The 24,055-nt window shown below is 45.7% G+C and carries 27 protein-coding genes; all 27 read left to right on the forward strand.

Translation table 11 applies throughout. The annotated features are described in order from the left end of the window. The first annotated feature begins 33 nt into the window (after positions 1–33). The 27 genes from hslU (at position 34) to ACWGXJ_RS10205 (ending at position 24,042) form a co-directional block, all read left to right on the forward strand. Positions 34–1,434 (forward strand): ATP-dependent protease ATPase subunit HslU, encoded by a 1,401-nt coding sequence (gene hslU, locus ACWGXJ_RS10075; protein ID WP_023988186.1) that lies wholly within the window; start codon positions 34–36, stop codon positions 1,432–1,434. A gap of 408 nt (positions 1,435–1,842) precedes the next feature. After that, on the forward strand, positions 1,843–2,250 hold the full coding sequence (gene flgB, locus ACWGXJ_RS10080) for a flagellar basal body rod protein FlgB (protein ID WP_013309883.1): 408 nt from the start codon (positions 1,843–1,845) through the stop codon (positions 2,248–2,250). A gap of 6 nt (positions 2,251–2,256) precedes the next feature. Beyond that, positions 2,257–2,709: a flagellar basal body rod protein FlgC gene (gene flgC, locus ACWGXJ_RS10085; protein WP_013309884.1), complete on the forward strand. Its 453-nt coding sequence runs from the start codon at positions 2,257–2,259 to the stop codon at positions 2,707–2,709. Between the two features lie 39 nt (positions 2,710–2,748). Beyond that, positions 2,749–3,063 (forward strand): flagellar hook-basal body complex protein FliE, encoded by a 315-nt coding sequence (gene fliE / locus ACWGXJ_RS10090; RefSeq protein WP_061831861.1) that lies wholly within the window; start codon positions 2,749–2,751, stop codon positions 3,061–3,063. 35 nt (positions 3,064–3,098) lie between these two features. Beyond that, on the forward strand, positions 3,099–4,682 hold the full coding sequence (fliF, locus tag ACWGXJ_RS10095; protein ID WP_013309886.1) for a flagellar basal-body MS-ring/collar protein FliF: 1,584 nt from the start codon (positions 3,099–3,101) through the stop codon (positions 4,680–4,682). An 11-nt stretch (positions 4,683–4,693) separates the two neighbouring features. After that, positions 4,694–5,710 (forward strand): flagellar motor switch protein FliG, encoded by a 1,017-nt coding sequence (fliG, locus tag ACWGXJ_RS10100; RefSeq protein ID WP_013370674.1) that lies wholly within the window; start codon positions 4,694–4,696, stop codon positions 5,708–5,710. Then, complete coding sequence (locus ACWGXJ_RS10105; RefSeq protein ID WP_430151404.1) at positions 5,703–6,539, forward strand: FliH/SctL family protein; 837 nt, start codon at positions 5,703–5,705, stop codon at positions 6,537–6,539. The genes fliG and ACWGXJ_RS10105 overlap by 8 nt, the downstream gene beginning before the upstream one ends. Continuing rightward, complete coding sequence (gene fliI / locus ACWGXJ_RS10110) at positions 6,526–7,845, forward strand: flagellar protein export ATPase FliI (RefSeq protein ID WP_069291725.1); 1,320 nt, start codon at positions 6,526–6,528, stop codon at positions 7,843–7,845. The genes ACWGXJ_RS10105 and fliI overlap by 14 nt, the downstream gene beginning before the upstream one ends. A 10-nt stretch (positions 7,846–7,855) precedes the next feature. After that, positions 7,856–8,299, forward strand: a complete 444-nt coding sequence (gene fliJ / locus ACWGXJ_RS10115; RefSeq protein ID WP_013309890.1) for a flagellar export protein FliJ — start codon at positions 7,856–7,858, stop codon at positions 8,297–8,299. 47 nt (positions 8,300–8,346) lie between these two features. Beyond that, a complete protein-coding gene (locus ACWGXJ_RS10120) occupies positions 8,347–9,330 on the forward strand; it encodes a magnesium transporter MgtE N-terminal domain-containing protein (RefSeq protein WP_452566668.1) in 984 nt (327 codons plus the stop codon). A 26-nt stretch (positions 9,331–9,356) separates the two neighbouring features. Continuing rightward, complete coding sequence (locus tag ACWGXJ_RS10125; protein ID WP_250261657.1) at positions 9,357–10,814, forward strand: flagellar hook-length control protein FliK; 1,458 nt, start codon at positions 9,357–9,359, stop codon at positions 10,812–10,814. Positions 10,815–10,833: 19 nt separating this feature from the next. Then, positions 10,834–11,367, forward strand: coding sequence for a flagellar hook capping FlgD N-terminal domain-containing protein (locus ACWGXJ_RS10130; RefSeq protein WP_254325828.1), 534 nt, complete (start codon positions 10,834–10,836; stop codon positions 11,365–11,367). Continuing rightward, complete coding sequence (locus ACWGXJ_RS10135) at positions 11,364–11,744, forward strand: TIGR02530 family flagellar biosynthesis protein (protein WP_061831868.1); 381 nt, start codon at positions 11,364–11,366, stop codon at positions 11,742–11,744. The genes ACWGXJ_RS10130 and ACWGXJ_RS10135 overlap by 4 nt, the downstream gene beginning before the upstream one ends. A 103-nt stretch (positions 11,745–11,847) precedes the next feature. Further along, positions 11,848–12,657, forward strand: a complete 810-nt coding sequence (flgG, locus tag ACWGXJ_RS10140) for a flagellar basal body rod protein FlgG (protein ID WP_235308124.1) — start codon at positions 11,848–11,850, stop codon at positions 12,655–12,657. Between the two features lie 60 nt (positions 12,658–12,717). Then, complete coding sequence (locus ACWGXJ_RS10145; RefSeq protein ID WP_013309896.1) at positions 12,718–12,942, forward strand: flagellar FlbD family protein; 225 nt, start codon at positions 12,718–12,720, stop codon at positions 12,940–12,942. Next, entirely contained in the window at positions 12,939–13,412 is a 474-nt protein-coding gene (locus ACWGXJ_RS10150) for a flagellar basal body-associated FliL family protein (protein ID WP_023988194.1), read from the forward strand. Before ACWGXJ_RS10145 ends, ACWGXJ_RS10150 begins: the two co-directional genes overlap by 4 nt. Before the next feature lie 43 nt (positions 13,413–13,455). Continuing rightward, positions 13,456–14,454, forward strand: a complete 999-nt coding sequence (gene fliM, locus ACWGXJ_RS10155) for a flagellar motor switch protein FliM (RefSeq protein WP_029516998.1) — start codon at positions 13,456–13,458, stop codon at positions 14,452–14,454. Beyond that, complete coding sequence (gene fliY / locus ACWGXJ_RS10160) at positions 14,444–15,754, forward strand: flagellar motor switch phosphatase FliY (protein WP_452566669.1); 1,311 nt, start codon at positions 14,444–14,446, stop codon at positions 15,752–15,754. The genes fliM and fliY overlap by 11 nt, the downstream gene beginning before the upstream one ends. A gap of 29 nt (positions 15,755–15,783) precedes the next feature. Then, the gene (locus ACWGXJ_RS10165) at positions 15,784–16,149 is read left to right on the forward strand and encodes a response regulator (protein WP_010346372.1); all 366 of its coding nucleotides are present in this window, start codon (positions 15,784–15,786) and stop codon (positions 16,147–16,149) included. A 12-nt stretch (positions 16,150–16,161) separates the two neighbouring features. Then, a complete protein-coding gene (locus tag ACWGXJ_RS10170) occupies positions 16,162–16,695 on the forward strand; it encodes a flagellar biosynthetic protein FliO (RefSeq protein WP_023988197.1) in 534 nt (177 codons plus the stop codon). Further along, entirely contained in the window at positions 16,692–17,447 is a 756-nt protein-coding gene (fliP, locus tag ACWGXJ_RS10175; RefSeq protein ID WP_061829456.1) for a flagellar type III secretion system pore protein FliP, read from the forward strand. Before ACWGXJ_RS10170 ends, fliP begins: the two co-directional genes overlap by 4 nt. 37 nt (positions 17,448–17,484) lie before the next feature. After that, entirely contained in the window at positions 17,485–17,754 is a 270-nt protein-coding gene (gene fliQ / locus ACWGXJ_RS10180) for a flagellar biosynthesis protein FliQ (RefSeq protein WP_007430038.1), read from the forward strand. Positions 17,755–17,764: 10 nt separating this feature from the next. Next, positions 17,765–18,550 carry a flagellar biosynthetic protein FliR gene (gene fliR / locus ACWGXJ_RS10185; RefSeq protein ID WP_452566670.1) on the forward strand — a complete coding sequence of 262 codons (786 nt, stop codon included), beginning with the start codon at positions 17,765–17,767 and terminating at the stop codon, positions 18,548–18,550. Further along, positions 18,550–19,662: a flagellar biosynthesis protein FlhB gene (gene flhB, locus ACWGXJ_RS10190; protein WP_250261653.1), complete on the forward strand. Its 1,113-nt coding sequence runs from the start codon at positions 18,550–18,552 to the stop codon at positions 19,660–19,662. The genes fliR and flhB overlap by 1 nt, the downstream gene beginning before the upstream one ends. Positions 19,663–19,685: 23 nt before the next feature. Continuing rightward, entirely contained in the window at positions 19,686–21,719 is a 2,034-nt protein-coding gene (flhA, locus tag ACWGXJ_RS10195; protein ID WP_016820963.1) for a flagellar biosynthesis protein FlhA, read from the forward strand. After that, positions 21,716–23,158 (forward strand): flagellar biosynthesis protein FlhF, encoded by a 1,443-nt coding sequence (gene flhF, locus ACWGXJ_RS10200; RefSeq protein ID WP_452566671.1) that lies wholly within the window; start codon positions 21,716–21,718, stop codon positions 23,156–23,158. Before flhA ends, flhF begins: the two co-directional genes overlap by 4 nt. Then, a complete protein-coding gene (locus ACWGXJ_RS10205) occupies positions 23,155–24,042 on the forward strand; it encodes a MinD/ParA family protein (RefSeq protein WP_452566672.1) in 888 nt (295 codons plus the stop codon). Before flhF ends, ACWGXJ_RS10205 begins: the two co-directional genes overlap by 4 nt. The last annotated feature ends 13 nt before the right edge of the window (positions 24,043–24,055 follow it).

Raw genomic sequence — 24,055 nt, forward strand, 5'->3', positions numbered from 1 at the left:
GGCTCTGAGTATTCAAGGGTGGAGGAGTGCAAAATGAATAATCAATCGTTGACGCCCAGACAAGTGGTATCCGAGCTGGATAAGTATATTGTCGGACAAAAGGAAGCTAAAAAATCTGTTGCTGTTGCCTTGCGCAACCGTTATCGGCGTAGTAAGCTGCCGGATGATATCCGGGATGAAATTGTGCCTAAAAATATTTTGATGATCGGACCGACAGGTGTGGGTAAAACTGAAATTGCACGTAGACTTGCACGGCTCGTGGGAGCTCCTTTTGTCAAGGTAGAGGCGACCAAATTTACAGAAGTGGGTTACGTCGGTCGTGATGTGGAATCCATGGTGCGTGATCTGATGGAAACCTCTATTCGCATCGTTAAGACGGAACGAACAGAGAATGTGAAGGACAAAGCGGAAGACATGGCAAATGAACGGATTGTCAGCATCCTTGTACCTGCAGAAAAGTCAAACAAATCGCAACGTAATCCTTTTGAAATGCTGTTTGGCAATAACACGGGAACTTCAGTAGAAGAAGAACCGCCACAACAGGATGGATCTTTGGCAGAAAAGCGCCGTAAGGTTAAATTCGATCTATTGTCTGGTAAGCTTGAGGATGATGTCATAGAGATTGATGTGGAGGATACTGCCCCCAATATGCTCGATATGTTTGCTGGGCAAGGGAATGAACAAATGGGTATGAATATGCAGGAGATGTTCGGAAGTTTTCTGCCCAAGCGGACGAAAAAGCGCAAGCTACCAGTCAAGGAAGCTCGCAAGGTGTTGATTCAAGATGAGGCCGCCAAATTGATCGATATGGATGATGTGATTCAGGAGTCTGTGAAGCGTGCTGAGCAATCCGGTATTATTTTTATTGATGAAATAGATAAGATTGCCAGCCAGGGTAAGGGTAGCGGCCCCGATGTGTCGAGAGAAGGCGTCCAGCGCGATATTTTACCTATTGTCGAGGGATCTACCATCATGACCAAATACGGTCCGGTAAGAACAGATTACATTCTGTTTATTGCTGCAGGAGCTTTTCATGTTGCAAAACCATCTGACCTGATCCCTGAGCTTCAGGGTCGTTTTCCAATCCGTGTGGAATTAAGTAGCCTGACTTTGGATGAGTTTGTGTCGATACTGACGGAGCCTAAAAATGCGCTGACCAAGCAATACACTGATCTACTCCGTACTGAGGAGATTGAAGTCGAATTTTCTGCGGAAGCGATCCGTGAGATTGCCAGCATTGCTGAGTCTGTAAATCGCAACACCGAAAATATTGGTGCACGTCGTTTGCATACCATTCTAGAAAAGCTGCTGGAGGATCTGTCGTTTGAAGCACCAGAGCTTACATTGGATCGTATGATCATTACCCCGGAATATGTACGTGAGAAGCTGGGAGATATTGCCCAAAACAGGGACCTTAGTCAGTATATTTTATGAATAGGGTTTCTAAAAATAGGGTGTGAGGTCCAGAATAACACTATCTTGCACCGTCGTTTAGACCTAGATAATGGTCAAGTTGATGATTTTTCTGTCTATTCCAAAAGTAGGACGTATAATCTTTTACAGGTGTAAAGTGCTAAGAAAACATTCATTTTCTTGAAATAAACCTGAAAAATTTAACATTTTATGCATCTAAAGCCCTCTTTTTTAAAAAAGATAGGGCTTTTTTCTTATTGTAATTAGGTCCCAACTCTACGAAACTTAGAATATATGACAGAAAGTTATTATTTTCTACTTAAGACCTAAAAGAAATGTATAATTATGAAATTTTATTGTCGAAAAAAAGTGAAAAATCTTGTTTTATTGAATCTTACTTTGGAGTAGACGCTGGGAGGGAGGAGCTAAATGAATCTGCTGGGTGATATGAGCTTTCAAAAGCTTCAGGCAGGTGTACAGGCGGCAAATACGAGACAACGTGTGATGGCCGACAATATATCCAATGCGGATACCCCGTATTTTAAGCGTTCGGAGGTTTCATTTGAAGAACTGCTTCAGCAGCAAATGGACGGTGATGTCACACCACTACGTGGAAAAGTAACCAATTCAAGACATTTTCAAATAGGACCTGTGAACTCCATTCCAGATGCCACGGTCACCAAAGATGGGTACTCAGTCATGAATAACAATATGAACAACGTAGATATCGACAGAGAAATGAGTCTTATGGCTGAAAATCAACTAAGATATAATACCTACATCCAAGAAATTAATGAGCGCATCAAGATGATGAGAACAGCGGTAGAAGGGAGATAGGACTAGGTGAAGATTAACAACGGCTTTGATATTAGTGCATCTGCTCTTACGGCCCAACGGTTGCGGATGGACGTTATATCTAGCAACATTGCCAACGCAGAGACAACTCGGGCGAAAGTAGAGAATGGACAAGCAGTTCCATATCGGAGAAAAACGGTTGTTTTGGAGCCGAACCAATCTGGCTTTGCCGATGTTTTGAAGGCTCAAATGGAAGGAAGTAGCACAAGCGCTGCTGGCGTTAAGGTTTCGCAAATTCAGGAAGATCAGTCACCTTTAAAGCCTGTGTACAATCCGGGTCACCCGGACGCTGATAAAGATGGCTATGTATATATGCCTAATGTAGACATTATGAAAGAAATGGTCGACATGATTTCCGCAACACGCTCATACGAAGCCAATGTAACAGCTCTGAATGCATCAAAGGCTATGGTTTCCAAAGCGCTTGAAATCGGTCGCTAAGTTCTAGGACTACTAACTACTTAATAGGGAGAGTAAAACATGATTCAGAACGCCATGTTTAATGTACAGACACCGGCAATACAGCAGATTCAATCGCCTAACAATGAGTTGACGAAAGCGACGCCTTCCGAATCCTTGAAGGATTTTGGTTCCTTCCTAAAGGATGCTCTCAATGAAGTAGGGCAGCAGGAAGCCGCTACGCACCAGATGTCCGACCAATTCATGGCAGGCAAAGTTGATGTAGATCAGGTCATGATCACTTCCCAACAAGCGCTGCTTTCCCTGCAGCTTACTACACAGGTCCGAAACAAAGCGATCGAAGCCTATCAGGAGATCATGCGTACACAGATGTAAAGAGGGTTTAGCAAAGTTTCGGATGGGGTGACGGAGTGAACGAGAGAATCGCCCAATATCGGGATAAGATTTCCGGGTATTGGAATAATTTCAGCAAAAAACAGAAGATATTACTTGTTTCGACATTAGCATTCATCATTATCGCCGTTGTAGTGCTAACGATGCAGTTTACCAAAACCGAGTATGAAGTGGCTTTCCGAGATTTAAATGCTAACGATGCTGCCGGAGTCATTAAATATCTCGATTCTGCGGGTATACCGTACCAACTTAATGCTGGTGGGACACAAATCTCAGTCCCAACTGCTAATGCGGATAAGGCAAAGGTAGATGTTGGGTCTCAAGGCCTGATTCAGAAGGGTTCAATCGGCATGAGCGCTTTTGACCAGTCCTCCTCTGCGATTGGTATGACGGAGAACGAGTTCAATGTGAAGTACAATAATGCATTGAACGGCGAAATACAGCAACTGTTGGAACGGATGGATGGTGTCCAAAGCTCCAAAGCTGTCATTAATATGCCAAAGGAAAACATTTTTGCCGGACTTGAAGAAAAGGACAAAGCCTCCGCTTCGATTCAAATGGAATTCGAGCCTGGCTTTACTCCAAATCAGCAAGCGATCGACGGATACTTTAATCTGGTAAAAACGGCCGTGCCGAATCTGCCAGTGGAAAACATTACGATCACCAATAAGGAATATGAGTTGATTCCAACGGCCAAGGGCGGCCAAGGTGGGCTCACTAGTGGTGTTCAGGAAAACATGGCTCTACAGAAGAAGTTTGAGAGCGATGTAAGGAATAATGTCCAACAATTTTTGTCGAAAATTGTTGGAGACGACAAGGTAAACGTGCTGGTTATGTCCCAGCTAAATTTCGACAAAGTAACATCAAAAGAACAAATGGTCACACCTGTTGATCAAACGAAAATGAAGGGTATTGAAATTAGCGCCCAACAAATTCAGGAAAGCTATACGGGCAGTAGTGGACAAACCGGAGGAGTTGCAGGAACAGGAACACAGGATGTTCCGGGCTACCCGGGAGGAGCTAATTCCGGCAATACCAGCTCAGATAAGAGCTCAAGTACGATTAACTACGAAGTTAACCGAATTGCAAGGGATATTATCCAAAGTCCGTACACTGTAAAAGATTTAACCATTAATGTTGCAGTTGAACCACCAACAGGTCAGCAAACGTTGGATACTGCAACTCAGACAGCAATTCAAAATATTTTGGTTAATATTGTAAGAGCATCGTTGGCGAATTCTGGTACTACTATTACAGACGCTGATTTGGCTAAGAAGGTTTCAGTGTTCTCACAAGCTGTTCCAGCGCCTGCGAGCACGAATACATTCTTCTCAGCTTCCAACCCTTGGCTATGGGGCATCGGAGCTGCTGTTCTGGCACTGCTGGCGGGTGTAATCTTCCTCATCGTACGCGGTCGTCGTAAGCAGGAAGAAGAGTTGGATGAAGAATTGCAACTCATGCCAACGCCGACGGAGTTCCCGTCTATTACCATGGAAAGTGTGACAAATGAAAGTCAAGTGCGTAAACAGCTTGAAAGTCTGGCGAAAAAGAAACCCGACGAATTCGTCAATCTGCTTCGTACATGGCTGGCTGACGAATAGAGGTGAGTTCATTGGCAAAGGCAAGCAGTCAAGGTTTAACGGGAAGACAGAAAGCAGCTATACTTCTGATCACAATGGGACCAGAGGTATCTGCTCAAATATTCAAGCATTTGCGTGATGAGGAGATCGAGCAACTTACATTGGAAATTGCCAATGTGCGGAAGGTCGATGCCATTGAGAAGGACTCCATCATGGCCGAGTTTCATCAAATTTGTTTGGCTCAGGAGTACATTTCCCAAGGCGGTATTAATTACGCTAAAGAAATATTGGAGAAAGCACTCGGATCGCAAAAAGCAGTTGAGGTCATTAACCGTCTAACAGCGACGTTACAGGTAAGACCCTTCGATTTTGCCCGCAAGGCTGATCCAAACCAGATATTGAATTTTATACAGAATGAGAATCCGCAAACGATTGCTCTCGTGCTTTCGTACTTGCAATTTGAGCAGGCGGCTGCAATTCTGTCGTCTCTGCCACAGGAAAAACAGGCAGATGTGGCCCGGCGTGTCGCTGTCATGGACAGTACATCTCCGGAAGTTATTTCCCAGGTGGAACGAGTGTTGGAGCAAAAACTGTCTGCAACCGCGACGCAGGATTATACGAATGCGGGTGGTATCGAGTCCATTGTTCAGATTTTGAATGGCGTAGACCGCGGAACCGAACGTACGATTCTCGACTCGCTTGAAATTCAAGATCCAGAACTGGCTGAGGAAATCAAGAAAAGAATGTTCGTGTTCGAGGATATCGTCAATGTGGACAACCGTTCCATTCAGCGCATTATCCGCGATATCGACAATGCAGATTTGCAATTGGCGCTTAAAGTGTCCAGTGAAGAAGTACGCGATGTGATTTTCCGAAATATGTCGAAACGTATGGCAGAAACCTTCAAAGAGGAAATGGAGTACATGGGACCGGTGCGGTTGCGTGATGTGGAAGAAGCACAGACACGTATCGTATCGACGATCCGCAGATTGGAAGAGGCCGGTGAGATTATAATCGCACGCGGCGGAGGAGATGACATCATTGTCTAACTTGATTAAATCTTTCCAATATGTTCCTGTAGAGGCTTTGAAAACAATTGATGTGGCACATACGTATGCGCCAGAAACGACGGATGAAGAAATCATAACTGAATATACGGAGCCGGAGCCTCAGCGAGATCACGAGGCTGAACGGCTGCGGGATGAAATGCTGAATGATGCCAAGGATTTTGCCGAACGTCAGGTTCGCGAGGCAGCTGAAGAAGCGGAACGGATGCTTCAGGAGGCACAGCAGCAGATTGAAGCCTGGTGGCAGGAACGACGCGAGCATGACGATCAGTTGACTCAGTCGTTAAAAGCTGATGGGTTTCAGCAAGGATATGAAGAAGGCCAGAAGCTGGCTGAGGCCGAGCTCCAAACGAAATCGGAGCAGATGATGGAAGAAGCACAGGATATTCTGCGTCAGGCCTATGAGATTAAGGAACAACTGATTCAGGAAGCGGAGCCTTTTCTGGTCGAACTAAGTAGTGCTATTGCTGAGAAGGTCATTGAGAAACAGCTTAGCCTTGAGCCAGAATACACGATTGAATTAATTCGTAAAAATTTGGCTCGTAAGCGGGAAAAAGGAACCATTACATTGTGTGTGTCGCCTCAGCATTTCGCATTTGTGCAAGGTGCACGAGAAGAATTGTCATTAACTGTCGATTCGCAGGCAGAACTGCAAATTATTCCTGATGGTACCGTCAAAGATCGCGGCTGTGTTATCCGTTCTTCCTTTGGAAGCGTGGATGCTCGGATTGATACGCAATTAGCTGAGATCAAAAAGGAACTACTGCGTCTGGCACATGAGAATGAGGAGCGAAGACATGAAGGGGCTTAATGCGCAGCGCTACATGGATCATTTGCGCCAGTTGGACCCGGTTCGGGTAAATGGCAAGGTTACGCAGGTTATCGGCCTGATGGTTGAATCGGAAGGTCCGGACGCCAGTATCGGGGATGTTTGTTACATTTATCCGGGCAAAACGGCCAAGCCGTTGCAAGCGGAAGTTGTAGGCTTCAGGGACAATAAAGTGCTTCTGATGCCACTTGGAGAACTGCAATCTATTGGTCCCGGTTGTGATGTTGTAGGAACAGGGAAGCCGTTGAATGTGCAGGTCGGGTCGGAGCTGTTAGGCAAAGTGCTGGACGGCTTGGGTCAGCCTCTGGATGGCTCACTGATCCCCTCGCGAATGGCGAGATATTCAACCTTCAATATTCCGTCTAATCCGCTGAATCGTCCGCGTGTGCAGGAACCAATCAGTATCGGGGTGCGCGCTATCGACGGGTTGCTTACTATCGGTAAAGGACAACGGGTTGGTATTTTTGCAGGTTCGGGTGTAGGTAAAAGTACCTTGATGGGGATGATTGCTCGTAATACGGAAGCCGATGTGAATGTAATTGCCTTGATCGGAGAACGTGGACGTGAAGTGCTGGACTTTATTGAACGCGATTTAGGTCCAGAGGGACTAGAACGCTCAGTGGTCATTGTGGCAACTTCCGACCAACCTGCGTTAATCCGTATTAAGGGTGCACTTATTGCAACGACCATCGCGGAATATTTTCGGGATCGCGGATTGAATGTCATGCTGATGATGGATTCAGTTACCCGGTATGCGATGGCCCAACGTGAAGTCGGCCTAGCGGTAGGGGAGCCACCGGCAATGAGAGGGTACACCCCTTCCGTGTTTGCTAGTCTACCTAAGCTTTTAGAACGTGCAGGGACAGGTCCTACTGGCTCCATAACCGCTTTTTATACGGTACTGGTCGATGGTGATGATATGAACGAGCCCATCGCGGATGCGGTGCGCGGGATTTTGGATGGACATATTGTCTTGAATCGTGGGATTGCGAACAAAGGACATTTTCCCGCAATTGATGTGTTAGCGAGTATTAGCCGGGTTATGAAGGATATCGCACCACGAGATCAGATAGACGCTGCCGAGAACATTAAGCGCTTGATGGCCATTTACAAAGATTCGGAGGACCTGATTAATATCGGGGCCTATCAGCAGGGTTCAAATGCAGAAATTGACGAATCCATGGAGCGCATACGAGATATATGGGATTTTACAAGACAAAGAACAGATGAGAAGGCTGAGCTGGACGAGGTAAGGGAGCGTTTGATTTCTGAATTTACGAGGAGATGAAGGTTGAACGATGAGATTTCAGTATTCCTTTCAGAAAGTTGTAGACTTGAAAACCAACGAAAAGTCACAGGCCGAATGGTTGCTTTCCAGTGCTGTCGGACAATTGCAGGCTGAGGAGCAGACATTAACACAGCTTGTAGGCGAAAGGAATCGGGTCATATCAGCCATTCAAAAGGCTGCCGAGGATTGCGCGCCACTCTCTACCATTCAGGAATTACAGGCTTATGTTAATCATCTGGACCAATGTATTACACGCAAGCATAGGGATGTTCAATATGCGCAGCAAAATGTGCAAAGCAAACAAACCGTTTTGACCGATAAAATGCTGGATGAACAGGTTTGGCTGAAAGCGAGAGAGAAGGCCAACGTGAAATTCCAACAGGAAATGCTCCTGCGCGAGCAGAACGAGCTGGATGAAATGGCTTCCGTGCGATTTGCCATGAAAGCCCGGTAAGCGGAAAGTCATAGGATACGCATATCAGCTGCCTGAGGAGGAAGACGATGGCACAGAAGTTAGCAGAAAATGAACTGGATATGGATTTAGGAAAAGAATCAGGCGGGGGATTTGAACGGTTTATGTTTTTCCTGATTCCGATTGTGTTCACAATCGTTCTGGTCGGGGTCCTGCTTACATTGTTCAATATGGACTTCAGAAGCGAAATGATTTCGTTAGGGAACAAAATACCAGTTGTTAAAAATTGGATACCTGAACCGAAAGATAAGGCTACTCAGACGAAAGAGGCAGATCAGAAGGCTCAGTCTGAAAGTTCTGAAGCAACTATTGAGCAGTTAAAGGCAGATTTAGCCAAGCAGACGGAGGAGCTTAAAAAGGCTACCGCTGCTAAGACGACACAAGATAAAAAGGTTACTGAACTGCAGAATCAGGTCACTACGCTGCAAACGCAACAGGAACAGCAGTCACAGGCCAGTCAGCCGGGACAGGCCGGTACGCAAACTACAGGTGGAACAACAAATGAAGATCCTTATGTAAAACAGGCAAGAGATCTTGCTAGCATGTATGAAGGGATGACAGCAAGTAAAGCGGCACCGATTATGGAGAATCTGACCACGGAAGAGACTGTGCAGCTGTTAAGCTACATGGACCCTGCCAATAGTGCGAAGATTTTGCAAAAGATGGACGCTAAAAAAGCAGCCGATATTACTATGGCTCTGAAAAACGTAACGCCATCTACGGATTTGTCAGTTGCTGCGTTGCAGTCTCGTCTGAAAAAGGATCAAGGTACCACAGCTGGAACAACGAGTAAGAGTTTGCAAAGCACTCAAATCAGTAGCACATTTGCTTCCATGGACAAGAAGAGCGGTGCCGAACTTATTTTACAAACTTACAAAATCAGTCCAGACAAGGCATTAAACATATTAAATACAGTAGATGATTCGACACGTGGTTCTTTACTACAAAATATGTCTGCCAAGGATGCTGCTCAGACCGCAAAAATTTTGAACAAACTGATGGGCAGTAAGTAATTTAAATGAAGGGAGGTGAAAAATAAATGACCCTTATTTCTCAAAGTGTATCGCTCGGCTCCAGTCAGACAGCTAGCAGTACAACGGCCTCAACAACGACTACAGCGACAGCTGCTGGAGCAACCACGGGTGCTTTTAATCAAACACTTACGCAAATGATGACAGGCGGGCAAACGGGCTCAGCAGGCACAGATGCGAACGGTTCTCCATTAGTTATGGTACTTCCGCTTATTGCAACTGGAGAATCCACGGAAGCTCCAACCGAGCCGCTGGCCGAAACACTGGCTCCTTTGCTGCAAAATCTTGAAAAGCTGGATGATCAAGTAGCTGCTGATCCTGCTCTGCTTGCAACTCTGCAAGCGTGGATTCAGCAAGTACAACAGTTTTTACAAGGCGACGGAACAAATCAACAGTTAAACGGTGGAGAAACGACAGAGGCGACAGGCTTAACAGCTTTGGCAGCCAACCCGGCTACTCTTCGATTTGCATTACAGGACGCTTTGTCACAACTTGCCAATGTAGCAGAGCAGGCTTCTGGAGACCAAAAGTCCCAGGTGGCACAGTTACTACAATCGCTCCAAAGCGCAACGGCAGGTACGGGAGCTATTTCCGATGAGCAGTGGAATGGTGTAATGAAAGCTGTGGAACTTGCTGATGGTGGAGATTCACAAGCAGTTCAGCCTTCTGCAAATCGAGCAAATGGTACTCAGCCCGTAGCTACAGCTACTACAGACAAACAGGTTGTTGCTTCTCAGCAGCAAGCAAGTCAGGGTGAAACTAATCAACAAGGTTCAGAAGGGCGACGTTCATCAACTAATATTCTCGTTCAGTCTGCAGTTAAGACGACTGTAACAGATGAAGCGAGTGCATTCGTAGATGCAACTGAGCAAGCGGATTCGACAGCAACTGACAATCAGACTCCAGTGATCACGACTGCGGGACAGCTTTCGGTACAAACGCAAGGAACAACACCTTCGGCTCCGGCTCAACCAGTCGTACATGTACGGCAATTTGCCAAGGAGATGACCGAATTTGTAGTGCAGAAACTTGACATTGTAAAACACACTGGTTTGACGGAAGCGACTATCATGCTTCGTCCAGATCATCTGGGCCAGCTGGAAGTTAAGCTGACAATGCAAAATGGTCATCTGGTTGCCCAGTTCATGACTGAGCATAGCGGAGCGAAGGATTTGCTGGAACAGCAAATGTCGCAGCTGCGTTCGAGTCTCCAGAGCCAAGGTATCCAGGTAGATAAGGTAGAAGTAACGCACAATGAGTCGCTTTCCTCCCATATGTATCAGGATGGACGCGGATCTGGAGCTAATCAGCAGCAGCAATCCAATCAACGTTCCAAAGCTCGAGGTAGAGAAGAGAGCGAGGATGCTTTGAAGGTAGCTGAAATGGCAGAAGAGCTTCGTAACTGGACAGCTGAACAACGCGCAGATGATATGAATCGGACAGGCTCCTTTACAGCACAAGCGTAATGATGGAGGTGAGAACACAATGACGACGACAGACAACAATGTATCCACCAGTAACGTCTGGCCGAATTACAATGTGAACAATGTCAAAACGGCGAGTGCCAAGGATACTAAAACGATGGGTAAAGATCAGTTTTTAAAAATTTTGATCACCCAGCTACAAAATCAGGATCCGATGCAGCCTCTGGAGGATAAAGAATTTATCGCTCAAATGGCCCAGTTTTCCTCGGTGGAACAACTGATGAACATTTCTACGCAGTTGAATGCATTGGGACAGTCTTTAGGTACGGCTTCCGGTTTGATAGGAAAAGAAGTCAGCTGGATTGAGGCAGGTAAAAAAGACTCCATTACAGGTGAAACAGGTGCGGGTACAGTGAAAACTGGAATCGTGGATTCCATCGTTATTCGTGACGGAGTGCAGTATGCCAAAATGGGAGCGGCTGAGGTGGCATTAAAAGATGTAACATCAGTGAGCCAGGCTAACACAACGACTCCCGCTACAGATACATCAGATACTTCATCTTCTTCCTCTACTGGAAGCGGTGAGAACTCATGAATGACAGGATAACGGTCGGACGCCTTTTTCCCGCCAACGTGCCCCCGGCAGCAATCTCAAAAAACCGAGTAAATTCGGTATCGAAGGATGCCAGACCGTTCGGTCAGGTGTTGCAGGATCAGGTGCTCAAGCTGAGCAACCATGCAGCCAAGCGTTTGGAGCAACGGGGAATAGAGTTGAGAAGTGACCAAATGGCGAAAATTAACTCTGCTGTGGATAAAGCAGCTGCCAAAGGCGCCAAAGAATCACTGATTTTAATGCAGGATATGGCTTTGATTGTAAGTGTACCTAATCGAACAGTTGTTACCGCGATGGATAAGAAATCCATGGAGGATAACGTATTTACGCAGATAGATAGTGCTGTAATTATTTCATAAACATGTATACGAAGTGGCTGGCCCGAATAGGAAAGCCATGAAAAAGCCGCGGATCGACTGATGCGGTCAACTAAGCAACCAATCAGAGGAGGATTTATACTCAATGTTGAGATCAATGTATTCAGGTGTATCGGGCATGAAGGGCTTTCAAACGAAGCTGGACGTTATCGGTAACAACATTGCAAACGTAAATACAACAGGCTTCAAGTCCAGCCGAGTGATGTTCAAGGATATCTTGAGCCAAACGAGTTCAGGCGCAAGTGCACCAGACGGAACAACAACTGCCGGGCAAAATGCCAAGCAGGTAGGTTTGGGAGTGTCGGTCAGCTCAATTGATACACTGCACCTTCCAGGTAGTGCAATGACTACGAACAATCCAACGGATTTACGTATTAACGGTGACGGATTTTTCCTGGTCAAAATGAATGATGCACAGGAAGTTCCTTATCTGACTCGTGCGGGTGATTTTCACGTAGATGCGAACCGAAATCTGGTTACTTCCGATGGGTTTTTCGTAGTGGATACAGGAGGAACTCCAATTACACTTTCAGAAGATGTCGCGTCTTTCTCTATCTCACAGGACGGTACAATTGTGCAGCAGTTGCAAGATGGTACAACTGATAATGCTCTTCAAATTGGTGTGGCTAGAGTGGCGAATACAGAAGGTCTGGAGAAGATTGGGGGAAGTTTATACCGTACCACAGTTAACTCTAACCTAGAGGAATTGGAAATCGGTACTGCTAACGCAGATGGTCTGGGAGCTATTATCTCAGGTCAGCTGGAAATGTCCAACGTTGATCTGACAGGCGAATTTACCGAAATGATCGTAGCTCAGCGCGGATTCCAAGCGAACTCGCGTATCATTACGACCTCGGATGAAGTTCTTCAGGAAGTTGTAAACTTGAAACGATAATCTCATTTAAACGCGGAGGAGTAGAGGCTCCTCCGCACCTATCAGGAGGTTGGTGTTACGATGATCCCGTTAACGCGGCTGAACGGCTCGCCTATGTGGCTTAATGCGCTGCTCATTGAGACTGTGGAGGAAACACCGGATACATACGTCACTTTGGTGACGGGTAAACGGTTGATTGTATTGGAAAAAGCGGCAGATGTCGTCTCCTTGATCAAGGGTTACAGCCGTGAAATCGGCATGCATGCCGCCACGATAAAAGTGCAACAAATGGAGGAAGACGAATGAAGAAGATGCTGCCATGGCTCATTACAATTTTACTCGCGATTACTTTGATTGCAGGCGCGGCCTTTGTACTTATACCAGCGCTTAGCGGGAAGAAGTCGGAAGTCATACCGAATGCGCAAGCTGCTCAAGCAGAACAACTTCCAAGATTGTCAGCAGATGAATTGGTGGAAGTGAGCTCTGAAATTACCGGTATCAAAACGAATTTGGCAGACGCAGATTACATTGTCCAGATGAACCTATCTTTTCAATTGAACGATGCCAAAGCAAAAGAATCTTTTGAAAAAATTAAAGACATCAGTATTAAGCCCATCGTTATTCAATTGCTTGCAGACACCAAACCTGATGAGCTCAGAACGGCTAAAGGCCGGGACCAGTTCAGTGACAAGCTGACGGATCTCATCAACAAGTCGCTCCCTGAAGGTCACCTGGGGAACGCCAAAATTACAGACTTTTTGCTGGCAGCCATTTGATTCCAGGTGAACTTGTCAGGAACACGTAAGGGGGTGAATAACATTGGTGGATGTACTGTCACAAGGGGAAATTGATGCCCTTTTAGCAGCTCTTTCGTCCGGTGAAATGGATGCGGAAGAACTTAAAAAGGAAGATACCCAAAAGAAAGTTCGCGCTTATGATTTTAAAAGAGCGCTTAGGTTTTCCAAGGATCATATACGGAGTCTGACGCGGATACACGAGAACTTTGCGCGGTATCTGACCACATATTTTTCAGCGCAGCTTCGTACTTTTGTCCAAATTAATGTCGTTCAGGTGGAGCAGCTTCCTTATGATGAATTCATTCGCTCCATTCCGAAAATGACCATTCTAAACATTTTTGAAGCTGAACCGCTGGAAGGCCGTATGGTGCTTGAGGTTCACCCGAACGTTGCTTATGCCATGTTGGACAGGCTTCTCGGAGGAACAGGTTCGGCACCGTCAAAGGTTACTGCGTTGACCGAAATCGAGACGACGATCATGGAGCGAATTTTCAGCCGTACCTTTGATAGCCTGCAAGAGGCTTGGAAAACGGTACTGGACATTGAACCGCGCCTAGAGGCGATGGAAACGAATCCGCAGTTTATGCAGATTGTTTCGCCGAATGAAACGATTGCTCTGATTTCGCTTAGTACCAAAATTGGTGATACCACAGGGATGATTAACCTCTGTATCCCGCACGTGGTATTGGAACCCATTATGGCCAGACTGTCCACGCACCAGTGGTTTACATCCGAAAAGAAATCAAGGGCGCCCGAAGAGATCGACGCCTTGAGATTACGGGTCACCAAAGCAGAGCTCCCTATTATTGCGGAGTTGGGTGAATCCCGGATAAATGTAGCCGAGTTTCTGGGCCTTTCGGTAGGGGATGTCATTTCATTGAACAAGCCTGTCAAAGAAGGACTATCCATCCGGGTGGGCGAGAAATTGAAGTTTATGGGAAGTCCCGGCATGGTAAGAGATCGTGTTGCCGTACAAATTGATGAAATTGTCAACGAAGGAGTTGAAGAAATTGACGAGTAAAGACTATTTGTCCCAGGAGGAAATCGATGCCTTGCTGAAACAGTCTGAAGCGGGGACGGATTCTACTCCCGCCAACAAGACCGTTGACGATTTTCTGACTCCTCTGGAGCAGGATGCTCTCGGGGAAATCGGTAATATAACGTTCGGCAGCGCAGCTACGGCTCTTTCCACACTGCTCGGTCAAAAGGTGGATATTACGACACCTAAAGTTTCAATTATTACCCGTTCTGAATTTGAAACTGCATTTCCAAAGCCACACGTAGCTGTACATGTAAATTATGTCGATGGATTCGAGGGTATTAACTCACTCGTAATCAAAAAGCGTGATGCACAAGTGATAGCGGACTTAATGCTTGGTGGTGAAGGTAACCCAGCGGATGAAGAATTGAATGAAATTCACATCAGTGCCGTGCAGGAAGCGATGAACCAGATGATGGGATCGTCGGCGACCTCTATGTCTACCATGTTTAATCGTTTTGTTAATATCTCTCCACCGGGAATTGATATTTTGGATCCTATGCACGGTGATGGAGTATCTAGTCTGCCGGATGAAGAGACGCTCATTACAGTATCCTTCCGGTTATTGATCGGGGATCTTATTGACTCAACGCTGATGCAACTATTGCCTGTTAATTTTGCTAAAAAAATGGTGAGCATCCTAATGAATGGCGGAGAGGATGAAGAACAACCGCAAGCGTCCGCACAGCAGGTAGCTGCAACAGCTGCTCCCGAAGCGCCGCAACAAGCTAGCGTTCCGCAGCAACCGCCTGCACCAGCCTATCAACAGCCACCTGCAGCCGCGCAGGCGCCGCAAGACGCAGGCTATGGGCAACAACCGCCAATGTATCCTCAAGACCCGGGATATGGGCAGCCGGGCGCTCCAGGCTATGGAACACCGGGTTATGGAATGCCAGCTGGTGTACCGCCGCAAGCTCCTTATGGAACGCCTCATCACTACGGCGCAGTACCGGGACGTAATGTAAATGTACAACCTGTACAATTTTCTAACTTGCAGTCCGGTGCATTTGCGCAAGTGGATGAAAACAATTTAAATTTATTGATGGACATTCCCCTTAGAGTCACCGTAGAATTAGGAAGGACCCAAAAGCAAATTAAAGATATTCTGGAGCTCTCACAAGGTTCAATTATTGAACTGGACAAGCTTGCCGGGGAGCCGGTGGACATTTTGGTTAACAACAAACTGATTGCCAAGGGCGAGGTTGTCGTAATCGACGAGAACTTTGGCGTGCGTGTAACAGATATTGTAAGCCAATGGGACCGTATTCAAAAATTACAATAAAAGCATAATTTAGGGAGGATTTATTTCAGATGGCAAACCGTATTTTGATCGTGGACGATGCTGCATTTATGAGAATGATGATTCGGGACATCCTGTCCAAAAATGGATTTGAAGTAGTAGGAGAGGCCCAGGACGGATCACAGGCCATTGAAAAATTCAAGGAGCTTCGTCCGGACCTGATTACGATGGATATCACGATGCCTGAAATGGACGGCATTGCCGCTCTGAAGGAAATCAAACAAATTGACGCGAACGCAAAGGTTATCATGTGTTCCGCGATGGGTCAGCAAGCAATGGTTATTGATGCCATTCAAGCTGGCGCAAAAGATTTTATCGTTAAGCCTTTCCAATCGGATCGGGTTATCGAAGCCATCAACAAAACACTGGGTGTGTAAGGCGCACCCAGTATGGATACACAACAGGGTGCCTCTGACGCATTGAGTACATCCAGCAATATAGGCAACATTGCCTGGGTCCTTTTCGTGCTAATCTTTATCATCGTACTGATCGTGTACTTGATACGGTTTTTGAGTAAAAGAAATCAGAGCTGGTTCAGCAACCGCTCCGTTCGCATACTGGGAGGCGTGGGACTTGGTCCCAATAAATCCCTTCAGCTTGTTGAAGTTGGTAGCAGTGTGTACCTCATTGGTGTGGGAGAAGATATCCGGCTTGTTGACAAAGTATCCGATCCTGAAGAAGTGGAGCAAATTTTGGCCGCACTGGAGCAGGAAGCTTCTCTGCAGCGCGGCCCGATTGCCCCGCTATTCGCTAAAATTGCGGATAAGCTTCGCCGGAACAACGCGGCACAGCAGCAGCCTGAAGAGGAGACATCTTTTCATGAGATGTTTGAATCCAAGCTTCGGCAAATGCCGAATCGCAAGGATAAACTTGAAAAGCTGCGCAATGAGGAGAATACTACAGATCGGTCGGGAGATTCATGAGAAAAAAGATTATACTTGCATGTTTGCTGCTTGTCTTGTTCAGCTTCATTTCGGTGACGGCGGCCTCTGCGGAACCGATTCCGAACATTGATATTCAAGTCGGCAATTCGGACAAAGGACAGCCCGGTGCCACCTCGCTGTCTATTATTTTACTTATTACTGTCATTAGTGTAGCGCCTGCGTTGCTTGTACTTATGACAAGTTTTACGCGAATTGTGATTGTGCTTGGCTTTGTGCGAACTTCGCTGGGAACCCAGCAGATGCCGCCTAATCAGGTGCTTGTCGGACTGGCTTTGTTTCTCACTTTATTCATTATGGCACCGACGTTCTCAGCTATGAATGAAACTGCACTTCAGCCGTATCTCAAGGGGGATATAACACAGTCTCAGGCGCTGGATAAGGCATCGGTACCGATCAAGACTTTTATGTTCTCTCATACACGTGAGAAGGATCTACTACTATTTATGAAATACACCAAAATGGAAAAACCAAAGAATTATCAGGATATTCCACTAACGGTGATGGTTCCGGCTTATGCAATCAGTGAATTGAAAACGGCATTTCAGATGGGCTTTATGGTTTTTATACCGTTTTTAGTTATTGACATTGTAGTAGCGAGTACACTCATGGCTATGGGGATGATGATGCTACCACCGGTAATGATTTCCCTTCCTTTTAAAATACTGCTTTTCGTACTTGTAGATGGTTGGTATTTGGTTGTCAAATCATTGCTTCTGAGTTTTAACACATGAATACTTCATGCAAGGACAGCAATCAAGGAGGACGGCAATGACTTCGGAGTTTATTATTTCCCTGGCTGGGCAAGCGGTGTACATTGTACTCAAGGTGAGCGCTCCGATGCTGATTTTGGGGCTAGTCGTGGGTTTGATTATCAGTATTTTTCAGGCGACAACCCAAATTCAGGAGCAGACACTGGCCTTTGTTCCGAAGATTGTCGCCGTATTGCTGGCATTGCTTTTGTTCGGGCCCTGGATATTGACCACATTAGTGGACTTTACGTATAACATTCTGGACAATTTGTACAAATATATAGGTTAGGCTGAATGTTATGAACATATTGTTACAGAGTTTCCCTGTTTTTTTGTTGATTTTTTGTCGGATTACCTCATTTTTTGTAGTAGCGCCTATTTTTTCAACCCGCGGGGTACCTAATATCTTTAAAGTTGGAATTTCAGGATTTCTAGCTTTGGTCGTGTATCTAACCTACGGTACGCATCAACAGGTACCGGCAGATGCGGCGTATGTCTTGTTAGTTGCTCGTGAGGTGCTGATTGGGTTGTTGTTGGGCTTTATCGCATATCTGTTTATGACAGCGATCCAAACCGCAGGTTCATTTATAGATCTTCAGGTGGGCTTCGGGATGGCTAATGTGCTTGACCCAATGACAGGAGCTTCATCGCCTTTAACAGGGAATTTCAAGTTTGCTATAGCTGTATTGCTTTTTTTGAGCATAAACGGGCATCATCATCTGCTAAATGCTATCTTATACAGCTATGATTGGGTACCGCTGACAAATGATTTTTTTGTAAAGCTGTATGGTGGCAGTGTAACTGAATTCCTGGTACGTTCTTTTGCGGAATCATTTATGCTTGCCTTTCAAATTGCTGCTCCCATTGTAGTGGCTACCTTTTTAACGGATGTGGGACTCGGATTTCTTGCTAAAACGGCTCCCCAGTTTAATATTTTTGTCATTGGTGTACCGCTTAAAATTTTTGTGGGACTGTTCATGTTACTGCTTCTCATGCCAAGTTTTGCTTTTATATTCGAGAAATTGTTTTCGGTGATGTTCGAATCCATGCGCAATTTGTTGGATATTATGGGTAATCGTCCTTAATGTCTGGTCTGGAGGAACGTAGTTTGTCATTTAAATATGCTATGAACCTGCAGTTGTTCTCAGGGGAAAAAACGGAAAAAGCTACACCCAAAAAGAAACAGGATGCAAGACAAAAAGGGCAGGTTGCCAAAAGCATGGAGTTGCCCGCCGCTGGTGTCCTGCTGGTTACGTTTTTTTGCCTCATGATTTTCGGCGGGTATTTTAAGGACCATGCAGTTCGACTATTTCGAGATATTTTTGTGAATCGGCTCTCTATGGAGGTAACGCCGAATGCAACGCTGCTGATGATGGGTGAGTACGGCGTGCAAATCTTGATTATGCTTGCGCCTATTTTTATTGGGGCTATTGTCATCGGGATAGCAGCGAATTACATGCAGATCGGTTTTTTATTAGTTGGAGAGGGGATTACGCCCAAGTTTAGCAAGCTTGACCCGATTAAAGGATTCAAAAACATTTTTTCCATGAGATCATTAGTTGAATTCCTGAAATCTGTTTTAAAAATGACCGTAATTGGTTATCTGGTGTACAGCGTACTCTGGAAAACAAAGGCTGACCTACCTAAACTGGCTGAAATGTCCGGTGATCAGATGTTGAGCTTTACAGCTTCATTAACAATGGAACTGGGACTCAAAATTGGTGTGGTGCTGTTCGTTTTAGCGGTGTTGGATTATATGTATCAACGTTATGAGCATGAGAAAAACCTGAGAATGTCCAAACAGGACATCAAGGATGAATACAAGAAAATGGAGGGTGACCCGCTGATCAAAGGGAAAATTCGCGAGCGTCAGCGCCGTATGGCTATGCAGCGTATGATGCAGGAGGTTCCTAATGCAGATGTCATCATCACCAACCCTACGCACTTTGCTGTGGCTTTGAAATATGACGGTTCGGAGATGGAAGCGCCGCAGATTATTGCGAAAGGGCAAGATTACGTTGCGCTCCGAATTAAAGAAATTGCCAAGCAAAACGGCGTAATAACGATGGAAAACAAGCCGCTGGCGCGGGCGCTGTTTCAAAGAGCCGAAATCGGGGATGCGATACCAGCTGATCTGTTCCAGGCCGTTGCCGAAGTGCTGGCGTATGTATATAAATTAAAAGGTAAAGTGAAATAAAGGGATCGGAGGGCTAGAGACCCGTGAAAATAAAAGAAATAACTGTCCTTGCAGGCGTCATCGGTATCGTTCTTATGATGATTCTCCCGATCCCATCATGGCTGCTGGATATCCTACTCGTCATTAATATTTCTATTGCTTTGATGATTCTACTCGTTTCTATGAATACGAAGGAAGCTTTACAGTTTTCTATTTTCCCTTCATTGCTGCTCATTACAACGTTGTTTCGTTTGGCACTTAATATCTCTACAACCAAACTTATTTTAGGTGAGGGACATGCAGGGGAAGTAGTTGCTACGTTTGGTAGTTGGATTGCAGGAGGGCAAATTGCCGTCGGTTTTGTTGTCTTTCTCATTCTCGTGGTCGTACAGTTCATTGTTATCACCAAGGGATCTGAGCGGGTTGCTGAGGTAGGCGCACGGTTTACATTGGATGCGATGCCGGGTAAACAAATGAGTATTGATGCTGATCTGAATGCAGGTTTGATCAATGAGCAGCAAGCCCGTGAACGACGCAGTAAAATCGAACGGGAAGCTGATTTTTACGGAGCGATGGATGGTGCGAGTAAATTCGTTAAAGGTGATGCCATTGCTAGTATTATCATTTTGATCATTAACTTGGTCGGCGGCTTTATTATCGGTATGGCCGTTCAGGGAAAAGGATTTCAAGAGGCGCTGTCGACTTATTCTGTACTCACCATTGGTGACGGACTGGTCAGCCAGATTCCTGCACTGCTCATATCCACGGCGTCAGGCTTAATTGTTACACGGGCTACGTCGGATGGCAACTTGGCAGAGGATTTAACTGGACAGCTCTTTTCTTATCCAAAATTGATCTATATTGTGGCTGCCACAATTGCATTATTGGGTCTCTTCACGCCTATTCATATCATTACAACTCTTCCACTGGCGATTCTGCTGTTTTTCGCGGCTCGAAGAATGCAGGGCAATATGGAACGCAAGCAGATAGCCGATGAACAGCTGGAAGAGGAGCAACAAATTGAAGAAGTCCGTAGTCCAGAAAGTGTCATTAATCTGCTTCAGGTAGATCCAATTGAATTTGAATTTGGATACGGGTTAATTCCGCTGGCGGATACACAGCAGGGCGGGGATTTATTGGATCGGATTATTATGATCCGTCGTCAATGTGCTTTGGAGCTGGGTTTGGTTGTGCCGGTCATTCGTATTCGGGATAACATTCAGCTCAAGCCTAACGAATATGTCATTAAAATTAAAGGTAATACCGTGGGCGGCGGGGAGCTTCTGTTAAATCATTACCTGGCTATGAGTCCGGGATACGACGACGATTCTATTACAGGGATTGAAACGACAGAACCGGCCTTCGGATTACCCGCGCTCTGGATTGATGAAAACACTAAGGATGTTGCGGAACTATCGGGTTATACCGTAGTTGATCCACCTTCAGTTGTAGCTACTCACCTTACGGAGACGATCAAGAAACATGCTCATGAGTTGCTTGGCAGACAGGAAACACGGTCGCTGGTCGACAATCTCAAAGAGAATTATCCAGTGCTGGTGGACGACCTTATTCCTTCTGTGCTTGCGATTGGGGATGTACAAAAAGTGTTAGCCAAGCTGTTGAAAGAAAAAATCTCCATTCGCGATATGGTGACTATTTTCGAAACGCTAGCTGACTACGGTACTTATACAAAAGATCCCGACGTGCTGACTGAATATGTCCGTCAGGCGTTGTCCCGCCAGATTACGCAGCAATTTGCCCAACAAGGGGAGACGTTACGCGTTATTACAGTGGGACCAGGATTGGAGAAGAAAATTGCTGAAAGCGTGCAACAGTCGGAGCAAGGTAGCTATTTGGCTCTTGATCCGGTGTCTACGCAAACGGTGTATCAAAGGATGATGGAGCAAATCAACCGTCTCATTCAATCAGGACAGCAGCCTATTGTGTTGACGTCACCGACAATTCGGATGTATTTGCGGCAAGTGATGGAGCGGACTATGCAGGATGTCCCGGTGCTGTCGTACAGTGAGCTAGAGCCGAACGTTGAAATTCAAAGTGTCGGGGTGGTGAACTTATGAGAGTGAAACGATATGTAGTGGATACCATGCCAGAAGCTATGCTGCAAATCAGGGGTGACTTAGGAACAGACGCCGTCATTTTAAGTACAAAGGAAATGAAGGTCGGCGGTTTCATGGGAATGTTCAGTAAAAAGAAAATCGAAGTGGTAGCTGCGGTAGAGGAGAAGCAACCTCAAAAGCCACGACGGTTTGGACCATCTTCACAAGAGCTTGCCCAGGCGGCTTCATCTTCAATGAATGCTCCTGAACAGCCAGAAAAATCATTTATGCCTGTGGTTCCCAGACAAGCTGCTCCAGAAGCTTATCGGCGGGTAACGCAGATGACGGGTGGCTCCAAAGAAGAACAAGCTGAATTAACGAATGATGCAGAACAGGCAGCTTCAGCAACTGAGCATTTGTTATCTAGGCCTGCTAATAATCTGGAGACTATGTCTCAAGCACTTGATCATGAAGCATTGCTTTCGAACATGAAATCATCCAGTGAACTGTTTAAACAGCCCATTGAAGTAAGTGTTCCAGAAAAGAGCGGAGCAGAGGAAAATCAGGCTCTGCTTAATGAATTGCGGGAAATGAAGGCTATGATGACTCGGTTTTCCCGAAATTCTTCATTGGAAAGTACTTGGCCGGAGCCGCTGCAAGAGATTTGTGAGCGTGTGCTGGAGCAGGAAGTGGAACGCGATTTACTGGAGCATTGGCTCGAACAGGTATATATGCGCCGGAGTGAGCATCCTTTTGCGCCTGAAACTTTTGATTGGGAACAAGCCTTTCGTGAGGAAGTGGCCAGTTTTATTCAGACAAGACTGGACAAAGGGATCTCTAAAGATACCAAAATTGTGTATGTGGCAGGTCCTACCGGAGTAGGGAAAACGACAACCATTGCCAAGTTAGCAGCAGAGCAGTTGTTTAAGCATCATCGCAAAGTTGGATTTATTACTTCTGACACGTACCGGATTTCAGCCGTCGAACAACTGCGTACATATGCTACGATTTTGAATGTACCGCTTGAAGTTGTGCAGTCTCCCGGTGACGTCCACAGAGCCATTCAACGTCTGGAACATTGTGACCTGATCCTCATGGATACCGCAGGACGAAATTACCGTAATGAATTACTTGTTTCGGAACTGCAAAGTCTGCTTTCGCCTATTAATGAAAGTGAGACATATCTGGTACTCAGCCTGACATCCAAAAGCAAAGATATGCTCAATATAACTGGACATTTCAGTAAGTTTGGTCTTGGTAAGGTTGTATTTACTAAGATGGACGAGACAGGTAGCTGCGGTGGAATGTTTAATCTTTTGCATCAATTTCCGATGCAACTGGCCTATATTACCAATGGACAAAATGTTCCTGACGACCTGCTTCATCCCGATACAGAAATGGTGACAAGCATGCTGCTTGGACCCAAAGCATCATCAGGAGCTAACGGAGATTCCATATGAGTGACCAAGCCCAATCACTTAGACAAATGGCTTCTTCCTTGGATAAATATCGATTGCCCCCACGTAATCGTCAAGCCAAAATTATAACGATCACCAGTGGTAAAGGCGGGGTGGGCAAATCCAATTTTACGCTGAATTTTGCTCTGGCTCTGCAATCCCTTGGTCGAAAGGTACTTGTGTTTGATGCTGATATCGGTATGGCCAATATTGATGTATTAATGGGGGCCAATTCACAATACAATCTTCTTCACCTGTTAAAACGTGAGAAATCAATTGATGAAATTATTCAAACGGGTATAGGTGGTTTGCCTTATATTGCTGGAGGATCGGGCTTAAGCGAATTGTTTACGTTATCGGATGACGATCTGAATTATTTTGCCGAAGAAGTAGAAAAAATGGCGGCAGATATGGATTACATTCTATTTGATACAGGTGCAGGTTTATCTAAAGAAAACCTTAAATTCATCACTTCAGCTGACGAATGCCTGGTCGTAACCACACCGGAACCGACGTCCTTAACAGATGCGTATGCGCTAATTAAAGTCGTCAGCGGGTTGCAAAAGAATACGGTATTCAAAATTATAGTCAATCGTGCCGATAACGATAATGAGGCCCGTCAAGTTGCCGATAAGATCGCACTGGTTGCGAAACGCTTTTTGGAGATCGAAATCCCGTTGCTTGGGCATATCAGTGATGATACTCATGTCATGCAAGCAGTCAAAAGGCAAGTACCTTTTATGGTTGCTTTTCCGGGATGTGCGGCTTCAAGAGATGTATTGAATCTGGCACACCGTTTTGCAGCAATGCCACAGATTCCGCAATCAGGTGCATTGACTGGAATTAAAGGGTTTATGCAAAAATGGTTGCGACGTTCTGTACATTGATTTTGATGAGAGG

The organism is Paenibacillus sp. S33 (assembly GCF_053615415.1).

Bases quoted from the DNA above. Each gene is read 5' to 3' on its own strand.
- ACWGXJ_RS10150 (WP_023988194.1), top strand. From the start codon at position 12,939: ATGAAGAAGATGCTGCCATGGCTCATTACAATTTTACTCGCGATTACT.
- hslU (WP_023988186.1), top strand. From the start codon at position 34: ATGAATAATCAATCGTTGACGCCCAGACAAGTGGTATCCGAGCTGGAT.
- fliR (WP_452566670.1), top strand. From the start codon at position 17,765: ATGAACATATTGTTACAGAGTTTCCCTGTTTTTTTGTTGATTTTTTGT.
- ACWGXJ_RS10205 (WP_452566672.1), top strand. From the start codon at position 23,155: ATGAGTGACCAAGCCCAATCACTTAGACAAATGGCTTCTTCCTTGGAT.
- ACWGXJ_RS10170 (WP_023988197.1), top strand. From the start codon at position 16,162: ATGGATACACAACAGGGTGCCTCTGACGCATTGAGTACATCCAGCAAT.
- flgB (WP_013309883.1), top strand. From the start codon at position 1,843: ATGAATCTGCTGGGTGATATGAGCTTTCAAAAGCTTCAGGCAGGTGTA.
- flhF (WP_452566671.1), top strand. From the start codon at position 21,716: ATGAGAGTGAAACGATATGTAGTGGATACCATGCCAGAAGCTATGCTG.
- fliQ (WP_007430038.1), top strand. From the start codon at position 17,485: ATGACTTCGGAGTTTATTATTTCCCTGGCTGGGCAAGCGGTGTACATT.
- ACWGXJ_RS10120 (WP_452566668.1), top strand. From the start codon at position 8,347: ATGGCACAGAAGTTAGCAGAAAATGAACTGGATATGGATTTAGGAAAA.
- flgG (WP_235308124.1), top strand. From the start codon at position 11,848: ATGTTGAGATCAATGTATTCAGGTGTATCGGGCATGAAGGGCTTTCAA.
- fliI (WP_069291725.1), top strand. From the start codon at position 6,526: ATGAAGGGGCTTAATGCGCAGCGCTACATGGATCATTTGCGCCAGTTG.
- ACWGXJ_RS10135 (WP_061831868.1), top strand. From the start codon at position 11,364: ATGAATGACAGGATAACGGTCGGACGCCTTTTTCCCGCCAACGTGCCC.
- ACWGXJ_RS10165 (WP_010346372.1), top strand. From the start codon at position 15,784: ATGGCAAACCGTATTTTGATCGTGGACGATGCTGCATTTATGAGAATG.
- ACWGXJ_RS10130 (WP_254325828.1), top strand. From the start codon at position 10,834: ATGACGACGACAGACAACAATGTATCCACCAGTAACGTCTGGCCGAAT.
- ACWGXJ_RS10125 (WP_250261657.1), top strand. From the start codon at position 9,357: ATGACCCTTATTTCTCAAAGTGTATCGCTCGGCTCCAGTCAGACAGCT.
- fliP (WP_061829456.1), top strand. From the start codon at position 16,692: ATGAGAAAAAAGATTATACTTGCATGTTTGCTGCTTGTCTTGTTCAGC.
- flhB (WP_250261653.1), top strand. From the start codon at position 18,550: ATGTCTGGTCTGGAGGAACGTAGTTTGTCATTTAAATATGCTATGAAC.
- fliJ (WP_013309890.1), top strand. From the start codon at position 7,856: ATGAGATTTCAGTATTCCTTTCAGAAAGTTGTAGACTTGAAAACCAAC.
- fliE (WP_061831861.1), top strand. From the start codon at position 2,749: ATGATTCAGAACGCCATGTTTAATGTACAGACACCGGCAATACAGCAG.
- ACWGXJ_RS10145 (WP_013309896.1), top strand. From the start codon at position 12,718: ATGATCCCGTTAACGCGGCTGAACGGCTCGCCTATGTGGCTTAATGCG.